The organism is Thermostichus sp. MS-CIW-37 (assembly GCF_054060065.1).
The window spans coordinates 101,092-118,924 of the sequence record NZ_JBSSCV010000004.1 but is presented as its reverse complement, the minus strand read 5'-3'; the positions used below and the strand labels follow the sequence as shown (position 1 = coordinate 118,924).

Below are 17,833 nucleotides of genomic sequence, written 5' to 3'. Positions count from 1 at the left end.
CATCATTTTGCCATTAGGGGGTGGCCGACATCTCCGCCACAATCGAGCGCAGCTCATCCTCTGAGATGCGATAAACCTCGTTGCAAAAGTGGCAAACTGCCTCTGCCCCCTTATCGGTGTGGATCATATCGAGCAATTCGTCCCGCCCCAACATGCGCAGAGCCCCCTTCACCCGGTCGGAATTGCACTTGCAGTAGAAGCGGATGGTGCGCATTTCCGGCGCAATTTTCAGATCCAGGTCGCCCAGGCAAAGTTGCAACAGCTCCCGCAAGCCGCCGCCGCAAGCCAACATCGGGCTAAACTCTTCCACTTTGGCCAAACGGGCCTCCATCTCCGGAATCAGACTGGCCGGCGCCCCTGGCATCAGTTGCAACAACACCCCACCGGCGGCACGTACCCGCTGCGAGTCAAGGTTTACCCCCAGAAGGACTGCCGAGGGAATCTGCTCTGAGGAGGAGAGGTAGTAGGTGATATCGTCTCCCACCTCTCCCGAAACCAGCTCCACCGCGCTGGTGTAGGGCTGGCCGTACCCCAGATCCCGCAGCACGTGTAGGTAGCCATAGCGCCCAACGGCTTGGCCTACATCCAACTTGCTCTCGGCAGTGAGGGGAAGCTCAATGGCGGGGTTGCTCACATACCCGCGTACCGTGCCATCCAAGCCGGCATCTACCCAGATGTTGCCCAAGGGGCCATTTCCTTTCAGTTGCAGGTTAATCCGCGCCTGGCGCCGCTTCAGGTTGGCCGCTAGCAACAGGGCTGCACTCATGGCCCGCCCCAGAGCCACCGTCGCGACATAGGACAGCTTGTGCCGTTCCCGTGCCTCTTGTACCGCCTGGGTAGACACCAAGCCCACCACCCGAATTTTGCCTTCTGCCGCCGTGGCCCGGATCAGGTGATCCGGAAGAGATGAGGGCGTACCCTCAGAAATGCTTTTCGCTCGCTTCAATCGTTCTGACCCAGAGGCATCCGTCATCGCAACCTCAACGCATGTCTTAAGTCAAGCCTGCAGGGATCCCCTGGCAACTCAACCTTCATTCTCCTTTATTCTAACGTTAAGATTGTATCCCTCTCTTGCCGGACTTTGGGGAAGGAACTGTCCCATCGGGGCGGGAATGAGACTGTCCGCTCTGAAAGACCTACGCAACACTGGTCGCGCCAGCGGGACGGCCCTTTTCTGGGAGAGATTTTAAGAAGTGTGAAGATCTGAGATGGCAGACGGCAAGCATATCGGAAAATAGCTTGCGGGTATGCTCGTCATACTCTTTAAAAAATCGACTTGAGGATGGATATCCATGAGTGTTGTTACGAAATCGATTGTGAACGCGGACGCGGAGGCCCGCTACCTCAGCCCGGGGGAACTGGATCGGATCAAGTCCTTTGTCACCTCGGGCGAGAAGCGGTTGCGCATTGCTCAAGTCTTGACCGAGTCTCGTGAGCGCATCGTCAAACAAGCTGCCGACCAACTCTTCCAGAAGCGCCCCGACATTGTTTCTCCGGGGGGCAATGCCTACGGGGAAGAGATGACGGCGACTTGCCTGCGGGATATGGACTACTACCTGCGCCTGATCACTTACGGCATCATTGCCGGCGATGTCACCCCGATTGAAGAGATCGGCCTGGTGGGTGTCCGCGAGATGTACAACTCCCTGGGCACACCCATTCCGGCGGTGGCCGAGAGCATTCGTCAAATGAAGCAGGTGGCCATGGGTCTGCTCTCTCCTGACGATGCGGCTGAAGCTGGCTACTACTTCGACTTTGTGGTAGGGGCAATGGGCTAGTCCCTCATTGTTCTTGCCGCACAACCTTTTGCTGTTCACCGATTTGGATTTAGGAAGCTCATCATGCAAGACGCAATTACCGCTGTGATCAACAGCTACGATGTCCAAGGCAAGTATCTGGACAGCTCGGCTATGGAGAAGTTGAAAGCCTTCTTCGCCACGGGCGAGCTGCGGGTGCGGGCGGCTGCCACCATTGCTGCCAATGCTTCCACCATCGTCAAGGATGCTGCTGCCAAGGCGTTGCTGTACTCCGATCTCACCCGTCCCGGTGGCAACATGTACACCACCCGTCGCTATGCCGCTTGCATCCGCGACATGGACTACTACCTGCGCTATGCCACCTACGCCATGCTGGCCGGGGATCCCTCTATTCTGGATGAGCGGGTGCTGAACGGACTCAAGGAAACCTACAATTCGCTGGGGGTACCCATTGGGGCCACCATCCAGGCCATCCAAGCCATGAAAGAAGTGACTGCCGCTCTGGTGGGTGCCGATGCCGGCAAGGAAATGGGGGTGTACTTCGATTACATCTGCTCTGGCCTGAGCTAACTGCCAGCGTCATTGCCTCGGCGTGAGGTTCATTGTCCAACGAGCACGACGGGCGATTTGCCACAGGGATCTGGTGTGCTATCTGCGGTACGCGAGCTTTCTGAGGTGAGTCGCCTGTTCTGCTGGTCGAGATAGCCCATTTCGTTGTTGAGCAGGGATCCCATATCATGCGCATGTTTAAGATCACGGCCTGTGTGCCCAGCCAAACCCGGATTCGCACTCAGCGGGAGCTGCAAAATACCTACTTCACCAAGCTGGTGCCCTACGACAACTGGTTTCGGGAGCAGCAGCGCATCCAGAAATCGGGTGGCCGCATCCTGAAGGTGGAGCTGGCCACGGGTAAGCCCGGGATGGATGTAGGACTGTTGTAGTTCCCCTATCCAGTCGTTCCTTTCCCTCAGATACTGAGAATAGCCCTCTCCAGATCCGGTATGCCCAGCTCCAGAAGATTTGCCCTTGGGGTTGGGGTAGCGGGTCTGGCTATTTCGTGGGGGTAAGGACAGATGTCAACTGATGTTCCGACCCGGTTGGAGCCAATCATTGCCGCCCACAACCTGAGCAAAGTTTATCCAGTGGCCGTCAAGGATCCCGGAGTGGTTGGCACCTTGCGCCACTTTTTTCGTCGCACCTATCGCTACATCCCGGCGGTGCAGTCCGTGAGCTTTCAAGTTCAGCCGGGGGAGATGGTGGGATTCTTGGGGCCCAACGGGGCGGGCAAGACCACGACCCTCAAGATGTTGACCGGTTTAATCTATCCGTCCGGCGGCACGGTGCAGGTGGTCGGCCATGTGCCCTACCGCCGGGAGCCGGCTTTTTTGCGGCAGATCACCCTGGTGATGGGACAGAAGCAGCAGCTCATCTGGGATCTGCCGGCGATGGACTCTCTGCGCATCAACGCTGCCGTTTACGAGATCCCCGAAAAAGAGTTTCAAACTCGGGTGGGGGAGCTGGCAGAGCTGCTCGACCTAGAAAGCAAGCTGAAGCAACCGGTGCGCAAGCTCTCGCTGGGGGAGCGGATGAAGGCGGAGCTGTTGGCGGCTCTGTTGCACCGCCCGCAGATTTTGTTTTTGGACGAGCCCACCTTGGGGTTGGATGTCAACGCTCAGGCCGGTGTGCGGCAATTTCTGCGGGACTACAACCGCCGCTACGGAGCAACGGTGCTGTTGACCAGCCATTACATGGCCGATATTACTGCGCTGTGCCAACGGGTGCTGGTCATCAACGCGGGGCAGCTCATCTACGATGGCGACCTCGAGGGGCTGCTGGAGCGCTTTGCCCCCTACCGAGAGGTGAAGTTGGAATTGGCCCGCCCTTGCCCTGTGGCTCAACTGCAGCTCTATGGAGAGGTGCGCACGGATGGAGAGGCCGGCGGCTGTGAGGCGCGGCTTTGGGTGCAGCGGGAGCAGCTTACCCAGACGGTGGCGAAGCTGTTGGCGGAGCTGGAGGTGCTGGATCTAACGGTAACCGACCCGCCCATTGAGGAAGTGATCGGGCGGGTGTTTGCGGACGGGATCCCTTCTGGCAGCCCCCAAAGCGTTCGCACCAGCGGTGCAGAGCACCTTTAGATTTTTTGTGTGGCGGCCTCCCGTTGTTCAGGAGTGGAGCGCGCCGCATGCAGCGCAGAGTAGAGCTTGTTGAGGGCATTCATATAGGCTTGGGCAGAAGCGACAATGATGTCGGTGTTGGCGGCATGGCCGGAAAAGATGCGGTCTTCGTGGCGCAGGCGGATGGTGACTTCCCCAATGGCGTCGATGCCAGCGGTAACCGATTGGACGGAAAACTCGATCAGCTTGTTGGGGATATTGACGATGCGGTTGATGGCCTTGTACACCGCATCCACCGGGCCTGTGCCCACAGCAGCGTCCACCCGCTCTTCTCCTTCCGGGGTTACCAGCCGCACCGTGGCGGTGGGAGCTTCCCGATTGCCACACACCACTTGCACATGCTCCAGGCGATAGAGCTCCGGCACCGGGCGAGTTTCGTCGTTAACAATCGCTTCCAGATCCAGGTCGGAGATTTCTTTTTTCTTGTCGGCCAGTTCTTTGAAGCGCAAGAAGGCTCTGTTCAGATCTTGCTCCGACAGCTCGAATCCCAGTTCTTTCAGGCGGGTGCGGAAGGCATTGCGGCCCGAGTGCTTGCCCAACACCAAGGTGCTCGATTGCAGGCCAATGGTCTGGGCGTCCATGATCTCGTAGGTCTGGCGGTTTTTCAGCATGCCGTCCTGGTGGATGCCGGATTCGTGGGCAAAGGCGTTGGAGCCGACGATGGCCTTGTTGGGCTGCACCAACATGCCGGTGAGGTTAGAGACCAGGCGGGAGGTGCGATAGATCTCCTGGGTTTTGATGTGGGTGAGAGGCTTCTCGGAGTCCACCGGCAGGCCGAAGTAGGGGTTGAAGTAGCTGCGCCGCACGTGCAGGGCCATCACCAACTCTTCCAGCGCTGTGTTGCCGGCCCGCTCACCAATGCCGTTGACCGTCACTTCCACCTGACGTGCGCCCTGCTTGATCGCTTCCAAGAAGTTGGCCACCGAAACCCCCAGATCGTCGTGGCCATGCACGGAAAGGATCGCTTGCTTAATGTTGGGCACATTTTCGCGGATGCCCTTGATCAGTTGGCCAAACTCCTCCGGCATGACATAGCCGACGGTATCGGGGATGTTGATGGTTGTAGCCCCCGCCCGAATGGCCGCCTCAATCACCTGGTATAGGAACTCGGGATCGGAGCGGGTGGCGTCCATCATGGAGAACTCCACATCGTCCACGAAGGACTTGGCGTAGGCCACCATCTCCTCGGCAATTTGCAGCACTTCGGCGCGGGTTTTGCGCAACTGATACTTCAAGTGAATGTCTGAGGTGGAGATGAAGGTGTGGATGCGGGGCTTGGCAGCAGGCTTCAGGGCGGCGGCGGCGGCCTCAATGTCCGGCTTTAGGGCACGGGCCAGGCTGCAAATCACAGGGCCATCGGGGGTTCCCACCTGCTCGGCCACCTTCTGCACGGCCTCAAAGTCACCAGGGCTGGCATAGGCAAATCCCGCTTCGATGATATCGACGCCCAGCCGGGCCAACTGCCGGGCAATGGCCAGCTTTTCTTCGGTGTTGAGGGTGGCGCCGGGGCACTGCTCCCCGTCTCGCAGGGTGGTGTCGAAAATGAGTACGTGATCCAAAGCTTGGCCATCAAACGCAGCGACCGCGGCAGCATCCATAACGGTTACTGAGATAACGAAACATTGCCTTACTATTTTGACATTAACTGGCAGGGGTTCTAACCTGGCTCGGGGGAGATTGGGGTGGGCTCTGTTAAATTGCCATTTGGCTTGTTTTCCCTGCGTTCCTCGGCGGCAGAAGGAGATGGAGAAAGGTGGATCCCGAAGGCGCAAGCGAGCAGTTGTTCATACTCTTTCTCGTCCTTGAGAGGGCGTTCCCGGCGGCCTTCTGGAGTGGTCTCGATCCACTTGAAAGAGCCATTGGCGCGGGCGGTGAGGGTAATCCGTCCGGTTGGAGTGGCTAGGGTGCAAAGGCGGAGCCGAGTAAACATCGATTCTGGCGAAGTTTGGTGGAAGCGGCACATGGGCTCGAACTCCTGCAGGGAGCGTGGGATCCGATCCAGAAGAAACAGAGTTTTCCAGGTGTGATCCGGCTGTTCCTGCTGAACGAGCCAATACCGACGAGCGGTGGGATTCCCTGGCCAAGGGGTGAGGCGGTAGCGTCCTTCAGCCTGGGCCTGAACCCCAGGATCCCCCAGCCGCAGCGGTTCGCGAAAGGCATCCCCATACCCCACATCTGCCAGCCAGGCTGTATCGCCAATGTTCACCTGCACAGCCAAGTGGTCGCACTCAGGCCCAAAGCGGACATCGAACTCCGACCGGCTCACCTGTCCTGAGAGTAGGTGTACCGAAAACCCCATCCCCTGCAGGGCAGCGGCCAGCAGGCTGTTCAGCTCGAAGCAAAACCCACCCCGCCGCTCCCGGACAATCTTGTGAAACAGGGGATCCCGCTCCAGGCGAATGGCACGACCCCGATGAATGTCCAGATTTTCAAACGGCACCCGCAGCAGGTGGGCTAGGTGGATCTGGCGGAGGGTTTGCAGGGTGGGCTGGGTGGGGCCAACGTAGCCAATCCGATCCAAGTAGGCCCTGATTTGGGAGGGGGTCAGTGGCTCTAGCATCAGCACAGAAGCCGGTTGGCTGCCAAGCAAGCTTTTGGCCTACCCTAGCCTTGCCCCGGATCCCCGGCCAGAGCTAAAAGAACAGTTTTGTTTGGGCGACGCCCCAACCCCTCACCGGGATCTAGGAGGCGGGTATTTTTTCGCTTCTCCAGAGCCGATTTTTCTGGGGTTGTGGGGATCCCTGATGAGTAGGAGATGGGCAGAGGATTCTGGTGGACAAACCGGCCAAAGATTGCCCAAGATTGTCTACAAGATCGTTCAAAGCAGGTGGGAGCACTGTCGATGGTTGCTGCCCAAAATCCAGCCCCCGATGAGCTTTTTTCCATCACGCTGAAGCTCTTTGCCATCTATCAAGAAGTGATCGGACAAACTGAAATGTGCCTGCAGGTGAGCCCCGGTACCACCGTCGGGCAACTGTGCGATCAACTGATCCAGCGCTACCCCAGCTTGGCTCCTTGGCGCTCCCAAACGCGCTTCGGTCTCAACCTCAATTTTGTAGCTGCCGACACTCCCCTATCGGCGGGAGACGAAGTCGTTCTGATCCCTCCGGTCAGCGGGGGCTGAAAAGGAGCAAAAGGAGAATGCTACGATAGCGGCAAGAAAAAAAGAAGGCGAAGCGTTACATGGCAGAATACACTCGGTCGATTTCCTTTTATGGGCGGGAAATTGACATCAATATTGGGCTGATGGCCCCCCAGGCAGGGTGCGGGGTTTGGCTGACTTCGGGCGAAACCTCGATTTTGGTTACCGCCACACGGCAGCCAGGCCGGCCTGGCGTTGATTTTATGCCCTTGTTGGTCGATTACGAAGAGCGCCTCTACGCAGCGGGGCGGATCCCAGGGGGATATCTGCGGCGAGAAGGCCGGCCACCGGAACGGGCCACTTTGATCTCTCGCTTAATAGACCGACCCATTCGTCCGTTGTTCCCGGAATGGCTGCGGGATGATGTGCAGGTGGTGGCCACCACCCTCTCGGTGGACGATACGGTGCCGCCCGATGTGTTGTGTATTTTGGGAGCCTCGTTAGCCATTCACGGCGCTCGCATCCCCTTCAATGGCCCCGTGGCGGCGGTGCGGGTGGGCTTGGTCAAGGATGAATTTATCCTCAACCCCACCTATGCCGAAATTGAGGCGGGCGATCTGGATCTGGTGGTGGCCGGCTGTGCCGATGGCGTGATCATGGTGGAAGCCGGGGCCAACCAACTGCCGGAAAAGGATGTGGTGGAGGCCATCGAGTTTGGTTTTGAGGCCATCCAGGAGCTGCTCAAAGCCCAACAGCAAGTCCTGGCGGATCTCAACATCACCCCGGTAGAGCTGCCCCCTCCCCCCAAAAACGAGGAGCTGATTGCCTTTGTAGAAGAGCAGGCTCAGGAGGGCATTCGCTCCATTCTCAGGCAGTTTTTGGACAAGACCAGCCGGGAACAGCAACTGGAGGAGCTCAAGGCCAAGCTGGAGGCCCAAATCCAGGAACGGCCAGAGGGGGATCCCTTGCGGCTCTATCTTCTGGAAAACCCCAAAGAGTTGGACAACCAGTTCAAGGCTCTGCTCAAGAAGCTGATGCGCCAGCAAATCCTGCAAGAGGGGGTGCGGGTGGATGGACGCAAGCTGGACGAGGTGCGACCGGTCTCTTGCCGGGTGGGTTTGATCCCAAGGGTTCACGGCAGTGCCTTGTTCAATCGCGGCCTCACCCAAGTCCTTTCCATCACTACCCTCGGCACCCCCGGCGATGCCCAGGAGCTGGACGACTTGCACCCGGTGGATGAGAAGCGCTACATGCACCACTACAATTTTCCGGGCTTTTCGGTGGGAGAAACGCGGCCTTCACGCTCGCCGGGACGGCGGGAGATCGGTCATGGGGCGCTGGCGGAGCGGGCCTTGGTGCCGGTGCTGCCCAAGGAAGAGGAGTTTCCCTACGTGGTGAGGGTGGTGTCGGAAGTGCTCTCCTCCAATGGTTCCACCTCGATGGGATCCGTCTGTGGCTCTACTCTTTCCCTAATGGATGCTGGGGTGCCGATCAAAGCGCCGGTCAGCGGGGTGGCCATGGGCCTTATTAAGGAGGGGGACGAGGTGCGCATCCTCACCGACATCCAGGGGATCGAGGACTTTCTGGGGGACATGGACTTCAAGGTGGCCGGTACGCGGGCGGGGATCACTGCTTTGCAAATGGACATGAAAATCACCGGCATCACCGTTGACGTGGTGGAGCAGGCCATTCGGCAAGCCAAGGCCGGGCGCGAGTTCATCCTCGACAAGATGCTGGAGACCATTGCCGCCCCTCGACCCCAGTTGGCCAAAACAGCTCCCCGTCTGCTCACGTTCAAGGTGGATCCCGAGGATATCGGCAAGATTATCGGCCCTGGCGGCAAGACGGTGCGCGGCATCACCGAAGCGACGGGGGCCAAGGTGGACATCAGCGACGATGGCACGATCACCGTGTCTTCCTCGGTGGGGGGGCAAGCCGAAGCCGCTCGGGAGATGATCGAAAATCTGGTGCGGCGGGTGGAAGAGGGGCAGGTGTATTTGGGCAAGGTGACCCGCATCATCCCCATCGGCGCTTTTGTGGAGTTTTTGCCCGGCAAAGAAGGCATGATCCACATTTCGCAACTGGCGGAGTACCGCGTCGGCAGGGTGGAAGATGAGGTGGCTGTGGAGGATGAGGTGGTGGTCAAGGTGCGCAGCATCGATCACAAAGGCCGCATCAACCTCACTCGCCTCGGCATTAGCCCTGAGGAAGCAGCGCGGGTGCGCAACCATCACCACTGAGGCTGCGGTTTTCCCCCAGCAACGGGGGGGCCAGGGATCCCCTCGACAGCCGCCGGCAGCGGCCAAAATGGCAGAGAAAACTCCATGCGCTTTTTAGCTGGCTCGCGTCTGCACTGCCGTTCGTGTGGTCGCGTCAGCGGTGCAAAGCCCTTTGCAATATGCCGGATCCCGTCCCTCCCTTTCTCGTTGGCCAGGGCTATACTTCTCCAGCTCGACTGTCCCCCTCCCGGCGGCGGCTGGGCTGGGCGTTGGCTTGGGGCTTGGGTTGGGCTGCTCTGCTTAACCTTTCTGCTCAGCATCCTTTGTTGGTGCGGATGGAGAGCGACGCCCAGGAGTGGCTGTACGCTTGGCGTGGCCCTCAGCAGCCTTCTCCCGAGGTGGTGATCGTCGGCATTGATGGTCGTATAGGACTCGATCGCGACAGCGGTGCGGAGCACGTTCCCGCTAACGGGAACAGCGGACAGGGGGAAAGCAATGGCCGCACCAGTGGTGCAGAGCACCTTGGCCAACATCAAGTTGACTTCCTTCTGGAACGGGCCAACTACGCCGGCCTGACGTTGCGTCTACTGGAAGAAGCTGAGGCCAGGGTGGTGGTGCTAAACCTGCCCAGCAGCTTTGTGGTACCTCAAAACCTGGGCAACGAGAACTTAGATGCCCCTCTGCGTCAGGTGGTGCAGCGCTACCCAGATCGCTTGGTCCTGGCCACCCGCAGCAGCGAGAGCTTTGGCCGCTCCGAGATTAACATCTACAACCATTTTCTGCCCTTCTCTTCTCTGCGGCTGGAGTACCTGGTGCCGCCAGAGCATGTGCAGGGGGTGGTGCAATATCGGGTGGATAGGGCCGGGATCCTGCGCCAGGCCCAGTTGCGGGGGCTCTACCTGCGCCGCGACAGCCAAGAGGAGCAGATGTTCGCCTCGGTCGAGGCTCTGGCTTTTGCCAAATACGACCCGGAGCGGGCCAGCCGCTGGTTTCGCGAGCGGGGGTTGCAGCCGATCCAATTCAACCCCCTCGGATCCCAGCACGGGATCCCCATTATCCCCATCGAACAGGTTTGCCCTCCGGCTGTTCCACAAGCAGGATCCGGGTCTGCTGGCTCAGTCGCGACAGCGGTGCGGAGCACTTTGGTCAACCCCAGCCAAGCCTGCCGCGGCCAAGAAGGGATCCCTCCCCTTGACCCCGAAGTTGCCGACCAACTGCGGGACAAAATTGTCCTGGTGGGCTTTGTGGGCGGCTATCCAGAGACCTTCCCGGTGCGGACTGCGGATGGATCCCAGATTGCGGCGGTGGAGTTGCAGGCGCAAATCCTCTCCAGCCTGCTCACCGGAGAGGTCTACCAATCTGTGCCAGAGGGGGTGGCGGCTGCGGTGGTTTTGCTGCTGGGAGTGGGAACGGGACTGCTCTTGGTGCTTTATCGTCCCCCCCTACGTTCGCGTCAGCGGTGCGGAGCACTTTTGAGCCATTGGGGCTGGAAGCAACAGCAGTTTCTCCTGCGACCCATGGTAGGGCTTGCCGTTTACGAAGGGTTGGCTGTGGCCCAGTTTCTGCTGTGGCGTTGGGTTTGGCCTCTCGTCTTGCCAGCCTTGGCCAGTGGGCTAACGGGGGTAAGCCTGCTGCTCACTTTGATCATTGTGGAGAATCAGGAGCGGCTCTTGGCCCAACAGCAGGAATTGGAGCGTCTGCGTCGGGCCGAACAGGAGGCAGCTATCGACCAAGCCCGCAAGTTGCTTTACCGGGTAGCCACCGACATTCACGATCGGGAGCTGCAGGAGTTGAAGGTGGTGATGGACGACTTGGAGAGCTTGCAATGGCAGCAGCAGCAAGGCAGGTCGCCCGACCCCGCCGTCTACGACCACCTGCTCGAACAACTGGAGAGGATCGGACGCGGGATCCGGAATCAGCTCAACGATGTGCGCACTCTAGCTGCCAAGCTGCGCATCTCCCCCAGCTTACGAGAAGGGCTGCATCGAGGCATCGAGATCTATCTGGATGAACTGATCCAATCGGGCAGCCTAACGCTATCTGTAGAGCGGCAACTGCAACCGCTGCAGGAGCCCAACACCGGTGAGTGGTTTGATCAGCGAGAAGACATCTTGCGCTTTTTGCGGGAGGCCATCGGCAATGTCATCGCCCATGTACAACCCCCCAAAGGCAATGCTTCCTTTGTCAAGGTGTCGCTGGCCCAAACGGAGCGCCACTGCTGCCTTTCCGTGGTCAACGATGGTATCGAGTACGCTCCCGGCCTCAGCGGCGGCTACGGCAGCAAGGCCATGAACACCATCGCCCGCTATCTACCCAAGGGATCCTGGCATCGCACCCGCACCCCGGAAGGCCACACCCATGTCGAGCTGCACTGGGAGATGCCGCTGTAAACTACCCGACTCCGACCGCTAAAGCGGTACGGAGCGGGCTTTCAGTAGCCCTGAGCCTGCTCTGCTCTACCAGAGAACAAAACAAGCCCGGACCTCTAGGCTGGTTTACGACAGCCCCCAAAAGCGCAATCACATTCGCACCATTCAAATCCGCATCCCCTTCCCATCCACAGTGCCCACACTTGAACGACTTGCCACTGCGGTAGGACTTGCCCTGCTCAGGGTGGATGTGTAAGCACCGGTGACAGGTCTGCGACGTGTAAGCAGGCAGCACAAGAATCAGAGAAACCCCTGCAGCCCTCGCCTTGTATTCCAGAAACTGACGTAGTTGGTAGAACGCCCAACTGTTGGCCCTGCGCCTTTCGGTTTTGCTGCGGGGTTGTTGATTGACTCTTTCCCGGATCCCTGTCAGGTCTTCCAGAGCAATAGCGCTGTTTGTCGCCTTTGCCCTAGAGACAATAGCTTTGGAGATGCGATGATTGACCCACGTTTTTGCTACGCAACGCTGACGCGACTGAAAGCGTCTTTCCTTGCCAGACAGCCGTTGCAACAGTTCTCTGCATCTGCGCCGCGAACTGCGGGTGCCCTTACTGGCTTTGCGTTGAAGTACCGCCCTCAACCGCAAGTGATGGTCTCGGACTTTGTTCAACTGCTGTCCATTCCAGTTATCTCCTTCCGTTCGCGCAAGCGGGACGGAGTCCTTTGTATGAGCAATATCCGTCCTGCCCAAATCCACCCCCAGCACCCTATCCGTGCGTTGCGGTGGGGACGGTTCCGTTTCCACACAGATTTGAATGGAGTAGGAACCGTCTTTGCGCTTGACCAGAGTGGCAGATTTGGGATTGGAGCCTGCCAACTGTTCTCTCTGGTAACGGCCAATCGCCAGCTCAAAGCGCTCCCGACCCTCCACCGTGGTCAGCGACACCGTCCAGTCTTTCTCGCGGAACGAAAAGATACGAGCGTCGTAGGTAGCGAAGCCCCCTTTGAACGCTTTGACGGGGCGGTTTTTCTGTTGGGCAACTTTACGGGCACCGGCCAGCCGTCTGCAGACCTGCTGAGCCAAGTTACTGGATAAGCCGAACCGGGCACGGATTTCGCGGTAGCACAGAGACTGGAGCTTAACGGCGTTGGCGACTTTCTCCGGCGTGTTCTGGTTGACCCAATTCAAGGCTTGGCCAAAAGCCTCCAAAGTCGCGTCCAATTTGGCGGCTTGCGACTGGGACGCCTTGAGCTTGCAGGATACGGTCAGGACTTGGGTCATGGTTCTATCATAACTTCCGCATTCCTCCCGACACTGACCCTACGGGTACAGTGCGGGGCTCCTGCGATTTCTAGCTGAACAGAACAGATTTTTGCTCAGCGCTGTTGCTTTCTTCCTGCTTCAGCAACCCTTGACTAGCGGTAGGTTTTAGACCTACCACCCCGCCAGAGGAGTCTCCACAGGCGTTAGTTCCCCCAGAGCTTGGGGTACATTTCAAACGGTAGCTGGGGTCTAGAAACATAAACCTAACCACCCGCTCTCTGCACACTCGCACAACTGCCTAGCGTTTGCACATCAGGTTGTAGAGAACTGTGCAGCAAAGTGAGGACTCCGTCCCACTATCGCGAACAGTCAATCGGCGATTAGAGACAGCCCTCTTCCTAGGAAGCGTTCTTTGGCTTATCGGCCCAGGGATTGCAGCCAGCCGAGCAGGGTGGTACCGGACAGAGCTTCAAACAGGATCAGGGCAACAAAGCCGATCATTGCCAAACGCCCGTTCAAGCGCTCTGCATATTCGGTGAAGCCCACGCGGGGGGTGCTGTCCACATACATTTCCGGCTCGATGGCGTAGTTGTTCAGCCGACCACCTTCTTCGACGACAACGGAGCGATATCGGGTCATAGGGTTCTCCTTGTGCTTTCTTCACCAGCGTAGCTCGCTTTGCATAGGATTGTAAAGTTTTATTTACAACGTTGTTGACGCCCAATGTTCCGAGCTGCCGGGCAGAGTTCAACCAGGCCAGGAACAGCCTGTAAGCAGGGTTGTGGCTCTTGTCCCAGTACAGGGGAGCTGATAATAGCAAGGGGACTGGAGGACAACCATGTCGGTGCTGGAACAGTTAAATATGCTGCTGGATGGCCAGCCGGTGGCCAGCTTGGCGGTGCTGGAGCAGGGATCCCCGGCGGTGTCGTTGGTGCCTTTTGTGGTGCAGCGGGATCCCTTGCGCTTTGCCATTGTCATCAGCGATCTTTCTGGCCACACCCAGGCTTTGCGGGCAGATCCCCGTGCCAGCCTGCTCATCCACGAGCCGCCCACCCCAGGGGATCCCCGCAGTAACCACGCCCTGCCGCGGGTGATGGTGAGCGGAGAAGCCCAGTTTCTCAGCCGCGAGGAGGCGCAGGCGCAGGGGTTTGAAGCCCTCTACCGCGCCAAGTACGAGATTGCCGAGATGATCCTGGGCTTGGCGGATTTTCACTTCTGTCAGATCATCCCCAAAGCTGGCAGCTTCATCCAGGGGTTTGGCCAGGCATTCCGGCTGAGCGGCCCCAACCTGGATCGACTGGAGCACCTCGGTCGGGCGTAGGTACGAGGATTCCAAGGGCAGCCCATGCCATTCCCCAGCACGGGGAAGCTCCTGCTGCGCCACTTCCTAGCTCTCCTCTTGCAGGGGGGGTGAGGGGATCCCGGCGGAACGAACTCCTTTTTCAGGTTTTTTGGTGGGATCCCGGATCCAATCCAAAAGCAGCGGGTTGACCAGCTCGGGGGCTTCATCCTGGGGGCAATGGCCGACCCCCGGCAACGGGATGAACCCCACCACGCAAGGAAACTGTGCCAGGGCCCGCCCCAGAGCAATGGGTTCCCAGGGATCCGCTTCCCCCCACAAGATCAAGACGGGACAGGTGAGCTGAGGCAAGAGATCTTCAGCCAAAGGCCCCTGAGAATAGCGCACAAAGGCCAAAAAGACCTCTGCCGCCCCCGGCTCCAAAGCGGGTTTGAGCAAAAGCTGGATCAGTTCCTCGGTGACCGCTTCTTTGCGTCCGTAGGCTTGTAGAAGGATATTGCGAATGGCCCTAGCCTGGGCCACTTGAGCGAAGAAGAAACGACCAAAGGGGGGCCACCCCAGCAGGGATTGCAGCAAAGGGGTGAACCGGCGGCGCAGCCAGGAGATCTGCTTTCGTTTCCGCTCGTGCAACAGCCGCAGCGAGGGATCCAACATCGCCACCCCCAAAACCTGGGCCGGATCCAGAACCGCCGCCTGCAAAGCCACAATGCAGCCAATCGAGTTGCCCACCAGATAGACTGGCTGGCCCACCACCTCTCGCACAAAATCGGCCACCAGGGATCCCCAGGTCTCGAAGGTGTAGGGCAAAGGGGATCCCGGCAGAGGCTTGGCGGATCCCCCAAACCCCAACAAATCAATCGCATACACCTGACAGTGCTGCCCCAGCTCCGGCAAATTTTTCCGCCAATGGTCGCTGCTGGCCCCGAAGCCATGGATGAGCAACACGGCTGGGCCTGCGGATCCCGACTGTTGGTAGCGAATGGGCTGGTTACGCCAGAGCCAGCGATGCTCTGTGTTCGCGTTAGCGCTGTATGGCAACATTGGGAGTGCAGTTTGGGTTTGCGTCAGCGTTGCGATCGTGACATACTTCTGCACTCATGCTGACGCATAGAGTGCGGGGCTTCTCGGCGGTCTAGCTAACCTGAAATGACTGTGAATCCCACCTCAAGCTTCCGGGAGAAAGTGGGGAATACTGGCAGTTGAGGGGTTTGCGGTAGGTCGGCTTTGATTTGGCTGGTTGGCCTCAGCTTGTTTGGCAGCGCTTTTTGCCTCTTTTGGGGACAGTTGCTGCTGGGCAAGTTGCTGCTGCCGCTGTGGGGGGGATCCCCCCTGGTGTGGAATACCTGCCTGGCCTTTTTTCAGGCCACCCTGCTTTTGGGCTACCTGTGGGCAGATCGGCTGGGGCGCGGCCTCAATCCCAGGATGGGGGTGCTGATCCACGGGATCCTGTTGCTGGCCGGTCTGAGGCTTCTGCCCTTTCAATTGGGGATCCCCGGCCAACCGGAAGGATGGTGGCCCCCTCTCGCTCTGTTGGCAGACTTGACTTTGGGAGCTGGAGTGCCGCTGTTTCTCCTGTCGGCGACGACGCCGTTGCTGCAACGGGGGTTGGCAGCAAGAGGGGGCGCGGAACAACAGGGGATCCCGGATCCCTACTTTCTCTATGTGGCCAGCAATGCCGGCAGCTTGGGCGGGCTGCTGGGGTACCCGCTGGTGTTGGAGCCCCGCCTGTCTTTGGCTGGGCAAACTCACCTGTGGACGGGATCCTACGCGCTGGTGGCAGCCCTGGTGCTGCTAAGCGGGGTGGGTCTGCTGCTCAGTCGCAACAGCGTTGCAGAGCAACAAGAACGCGGGGCAGATTCCCAGGGATCCGGCGCTGCTCCGGGGGATTTGACTGTTTCCTGGCGAGAGCGTTGGCGCTGGGCGGGTCTGGCTTTTTTGCCGGCGGGCCTGTTGGTGGCGGTCACCACCTTGTTGACCACCGACGTGGCGGCAGTGCCCCTGTTGTGGGCCATTCCTCTGGGGATCTATCTGCTGACACTCATGCTGGCTTTCGGGGGGATCCACCCCAATGAGTGGGTTTTGGGAACAACAGCTCTTCTGGCCTGCGGGGCGGTGGGGGTACAGGTCTTGGGCTGGGTGAGGCCCGGTTTTTTGCTTCTGCCGCTGCATCTGATCACCTTTGGGCTGGTGAGCTGGGGCTGCCACAGCCGGTTAGCTTGCCGTCGCCCGCCGGTGAAGCAGTTGACGCAGTTTTACCTGTGGCTGGCTTTGGGGGGGAGTTTGGGGGGAATGTTCTCTGCCCTCTTGGCACCGCAGGTGTTCGAGACGGTGCTGGAATATCCCCTGTTGCTGGGGATGTCGCTGGCCGTGCTGGGGGCGCAGGGGGGGCGGGTGGGCCTGTGGCTGGGGCTGGGGCTGCTCCTGCCTTTGCTGCTGTTGCACTTTCAACCGCAGGCGTTGCTGCAGGTGGGCGCTGGGGTGGGTTTGGCGTTGGGCTGGGCGGTGCTGGCGCTGTTGGTGTCAGGGGAGAGCCGTTCACAGCAGCAGAGCGGAGCCCCTAGCTGGCAGGCCAAGGTCGGTTGGGTGGGAGCAATGGCGGGGTTGGTTGTGCTGCTGGGGCAACCCTGGCTGCAGCCGGGACTGCAGGTGATCCACAGCGAGCGCAGCGCCTTCGGCCTCAACCGGATCGTGGAATACCAAACTGAGCAGGGATCCTTCCGCAGCCTTCTGCACGGCACCACTCTACACGGCAGCCAAAACTTGGATCCGGAAAAAGCGCTGGAGCCGCTGACCTATTTTTCTCGGTCTGGGCCGGTTGGGCAGGTGTTTGCGGCGTTCAGAGCCCAGACTGTGGATCCCACGCCCGCCATTGCGGTGTTGGGGCTGGGGATCGGCACGTTGGCCGCCTATGCCGAGCCAGGGGATGAGTGGACGTTTTTCGAGTTGGATCCCACCGTGGCCGATTGGGCGAGCCGCTATTTTTCCTATCTCCGGTGGGCTCAGGCACGGGCGCAGGTGCAGGTCATCCTCGGCGATGCCCGGCTCAGCCTCAAGGGGATCCCAGAGGGCAGCTACGACCTGATGGTGATGGATGCCTTCAGCTCTGACGCGGTGCCGGTGCATTTGCTCACGCAAGAGGCTTTGGCCCTCTACCTGAGCAAGCTCAAACCCCAGGGCTGGCTGCTGTTCAACATCACCAACCGCCACCTCGACTTGGCCCCGGTGTTGGCCGGCCTGGCCGGATCCCTGCAGCTTCACGCTTGGCACCAAGACCACCGGGATCTCTCCCCTGAGCAACGACAGGCGGGGCTGGCCCCTTCCCACTGGGTGCTGTTATCGCCGCGCGACGCTTCGACGACCGCCTCAGCAGGGCGGAGCCCTTTGGCCCAAAACTCTGGAGTCCTGCAGGAACTGGATCCCTGGCAGCCCCTTTTGCCCCAAGCCGGGGATCCCGTCTGGCGGGATGATTTTTCCAACCTGCTGCAGGTGATCCGTTGGCCCCGGATCCCTTTGCTAAAGGGTATCCAGATCCCCAGTTCTGGATAGGAATCCGGCTGCTATCGCTACGCGACCCTTCGGCAAACGTGTTAGCGTTGCGGAGCAGAAAAGTTAAGGAAATCTTTACAACTCGAAGTTGGTACGAGTTATGATTGTTTGCAACGTAACTA

At 59.5% G+C, this 17,833-nt stretch carries 15 protein-coding genes; 9 read left to right on the top strand and 6 right to left on the bottom strand.

Annotation, left to right across the window (positions count from 1 at the left end; all coding sequences use genetic code 11):
* Nucleotides 1–13: 13 nt before the first annotated feature.
* Nucleotides 14–973 (bottom strand): Hsp33 family molecular chaperone HslO, encoded by a 960-nt coding sequence (hslO, locus tag ACVWYZ_RS03390; RefSeq protein ID WP_414357280.1) that lies wholly within the window; start codon nucleotides 971–973, stop codon nucleotides 14–16.
* A gap of 319 nt (nucleotides 974–1,292) precedes the next feature.
* Here hslO and ACVWYZ_RS03385 point away from each other — a divergent pair, with 319 nt between their 5' ends.
* From ACVWYZ_RS03385 to ACVWYZ_RS03370, 4 genes are all read left to right on the top strand, one after another.
* The gene (locus ACVWYZ_RS03385; protein ID WP_414373368.1) at nucleotides 1,293–1,778 is read left to right on the top strand and encodes a globin family protein; all 486 of its coding nucleotides are present in this window, start codon (nucleotides 1,293–1,295) and stop codon (nucleotides 1,776–1,778) included.
* Between the two features lie 63 nt (nucleotides 1,779–1,841).
* Complete coding sequence (apcB, locus tag ACVWYZ_RS03380) at nucleotides 1,842–2,327, top strand: allophycocyanin subunit beta (protein WP_414373367.1); 486 nt, start codon at nucleotides 1,842–1,844, stop codon at nucleotides 2,325–2,327.
* A gap of 167 nt (nucleotides 2,328–2,494) precedes the next feature.
* On the top strand, nucleotides 2,495–2,698 hold the full coding sequence (locus ACVWYZ_RS03375; protein WP_414373364.1) for a phycobilisome linker polypeptide: 204 nt from the start codon (nucleotides 2,495–2,497) through the stop codon (nucleotides 2,696–2,698).
* A gap of 132 nt (nucleotides 2,699–2,830) precedes the next feature.
* Nucleotides 2,831–3,892, top strand: coding sequence for an ABC transporter ATP-binding protein (locus ACVWYZ_RS03370; protein WP_414373362.1), 1,062 nt, complete (start codon nucleotides 2,831–2,833; stop codon nucleotides 3,890–3,892).
* On the opposite strand, the gene ACVWYZ_RS03365 is transcribed toward ACVWYZ_RS03370, so the two are convergent.
* Together ACVWYZ_RS03365 and ACVWYZ_RS03360 are read right to left on the bottom strand one after the other, a co-directional pair.
* Nucleotides 3,889–5,529 carry a 2-isopropylmalate synthase gene (locus tag ACVWYZ_RS03365; RefSeq protein WP_414373361.1) on the bottom strand — a complete coding sequence of 547 codons (1,641 nt, stop codon included), beginning with the start codon at nucleotides 5,527–5,529 and terminating at the stop codon, nucleotides 3,889–3,891. The genes ACVWYZ_RS03370 and ACVWYZ_RS03365 overlap by 4 nt on opposite strands.
* A gap of 59 nt (nucleotides 5,530–5,588) precedes the next feature.
* Complete coding sequence (locus ACVWYZ_RS03360; RefSeq protein ID WP_457466031.1) at nucleotides 5,589–6,491, bottom strand: arylamine N-acetyltransferase family protein; 903 nt, start codon at nucleotides 6,489–6,491, stop codon at nucleotides 5,589–5,591.
* 282 nt (nucleotides 6,492–6,773) lie between these two features.
* On the opposite strand from ACVWYZ_RS03360, the gene ACVWYZ_RS03355 reads away from it, so the two are divergent.
* From ACVWYZ_RS03355 to ACVWYZ_RS03345, 3 genes are all read left to right on the top strand, one after another.
* Nucleotides 6,774–7,055, top strand: coding sequence for a MoaD/ThiS family protein (locus tag ACVWYZ_RS03355; protein WP_414408120.1), 282 nt, complete (start codon nucleotides 6,774–6,776; stop codon nucleotides 7,053–7,055).
* A 59-nt stretch (nucleotides 7,056–7,114) separates the two neighbouring features.
* The gene (locus ACVWYZ_RS03350; protein ID WP_414349690.1) at nucleotides 7,115–9,253 is read left to right on the top strand and encodes a polyribonucleotide nucleotidyltransferase; all 2,139 of its coding nucleotides are present in this window, start codon (nucleotides 7,115–7,117) and stop codon (nucleotides 9,251–9,253) included.
* 158 nt (nucleotides 9,254–9,411) lie between these two features.
* The gene (locus ACVWYZ_RS03345) at nucleotides 9,412–11,622 is read left to right on the top strand and encodes a CHASE2 domain-containing protein (protein ID WP_457466028.1); all 2,211 of its coding nucleotides are present in this window, start codon (nucleotides 9,412–9,414) and stop codon (nucleotides 11,620–11,622) included.
* A 1-nt stretch (nucleotide 11,623) separates the two neighbouring features.
* On the opposite strand, the gene ACVWYZ_RS03340 is transcribed toward ACVWYZ_RS03345, so the two are convergent.
* Together ACVWYZ_RS03340 and ACVWYZ_RS03335 are read right to left on the bottom strand one after the other, a co-directional pair.
* Nucleotides 11,624–12,883 (bottom strand): RNA-guided endonuclease InsQ/TnpB family protein, encoded by a 1,260-nt coding sequence (locus ACVWYZ_RS03340; protein ID WP_457466026.1) that lies wholly within the window; start codon nucleotides 12,881–12,883, stop codon nucleotides 11,624–11,626.
* A 399-nt stretch (nucleotides 12,884–13,282) separates the two neighbouring features.
* Nucleotides 13,283–13,504, bottom strand: coding sequence for a high light inducible protein (locus ACVWYZ_RS03335; protein WP_414349692.1), 222 nt, complete (start codon nucleotides 13,502–13,504; stop codon nucleotides 13,283–13,285).
* Nucleotides 13,505–13,703: 199 nt separating this feature from the next.
* Here ACVWYZ_RS03335 and ACVWYZ_RS03330 point away from each other — a divergent pair, with 199 nt between their 5' ends.
* Nucleotides 13,704–14,186 carry a pyridoxamine 5'-phosphate oxidase family protein gene (locus ACVWYZ_RS03330; RefSeq protein WP_457466024.1) on the top strand — a complete coding sequence of 161 codons (483 nt, stop codon included), beginning with the start codon at nucleotides 13,704–13,706 and terminating at the stop codon, nucleotides 14,184–14,186.
* A gap of 66 nt (nucleotides 14,187–14,252) precedes the next feature.
* Here the strand turns inward: ACVWYZ_RS03330 and ACVWYZ_RS03325 are convergent, their stop codons facing one another.
* On the bottom strand, nucleotides 14,253–15,206 hold the full coding sequence (locus ACVWYZ_RS03325; RefSeq protein WP_457466022.1) for an alpha/beta fold hydrolase: 954 nt from the start codon (nucleotides 15,204–15,206) through the stop codon (nucleotides 14,253–14,255).
* A 183-nt stretch (nucleotides 15,207–15,389) separates the two neighbouring features.
* Here ACVWYZ_RS03325 and ACVWYZ_RS03320 point away from each other — a divergent pair, with 183 nt between their 5' ends.
* On the top strand, nucleotides 15,390–17,711 hold the full coding sequence (locus tag ACVWYZ_RS03320) for a spermidine synthase (protein ID WP_457466020.1): 2,322 nt from the start codon (nucleotides 15,390–15,392) through the stop codon (nucleotides 17,709–17,711).
* Nucleotides 17,712–17,833: the final 122 nt, after the last annotated feature.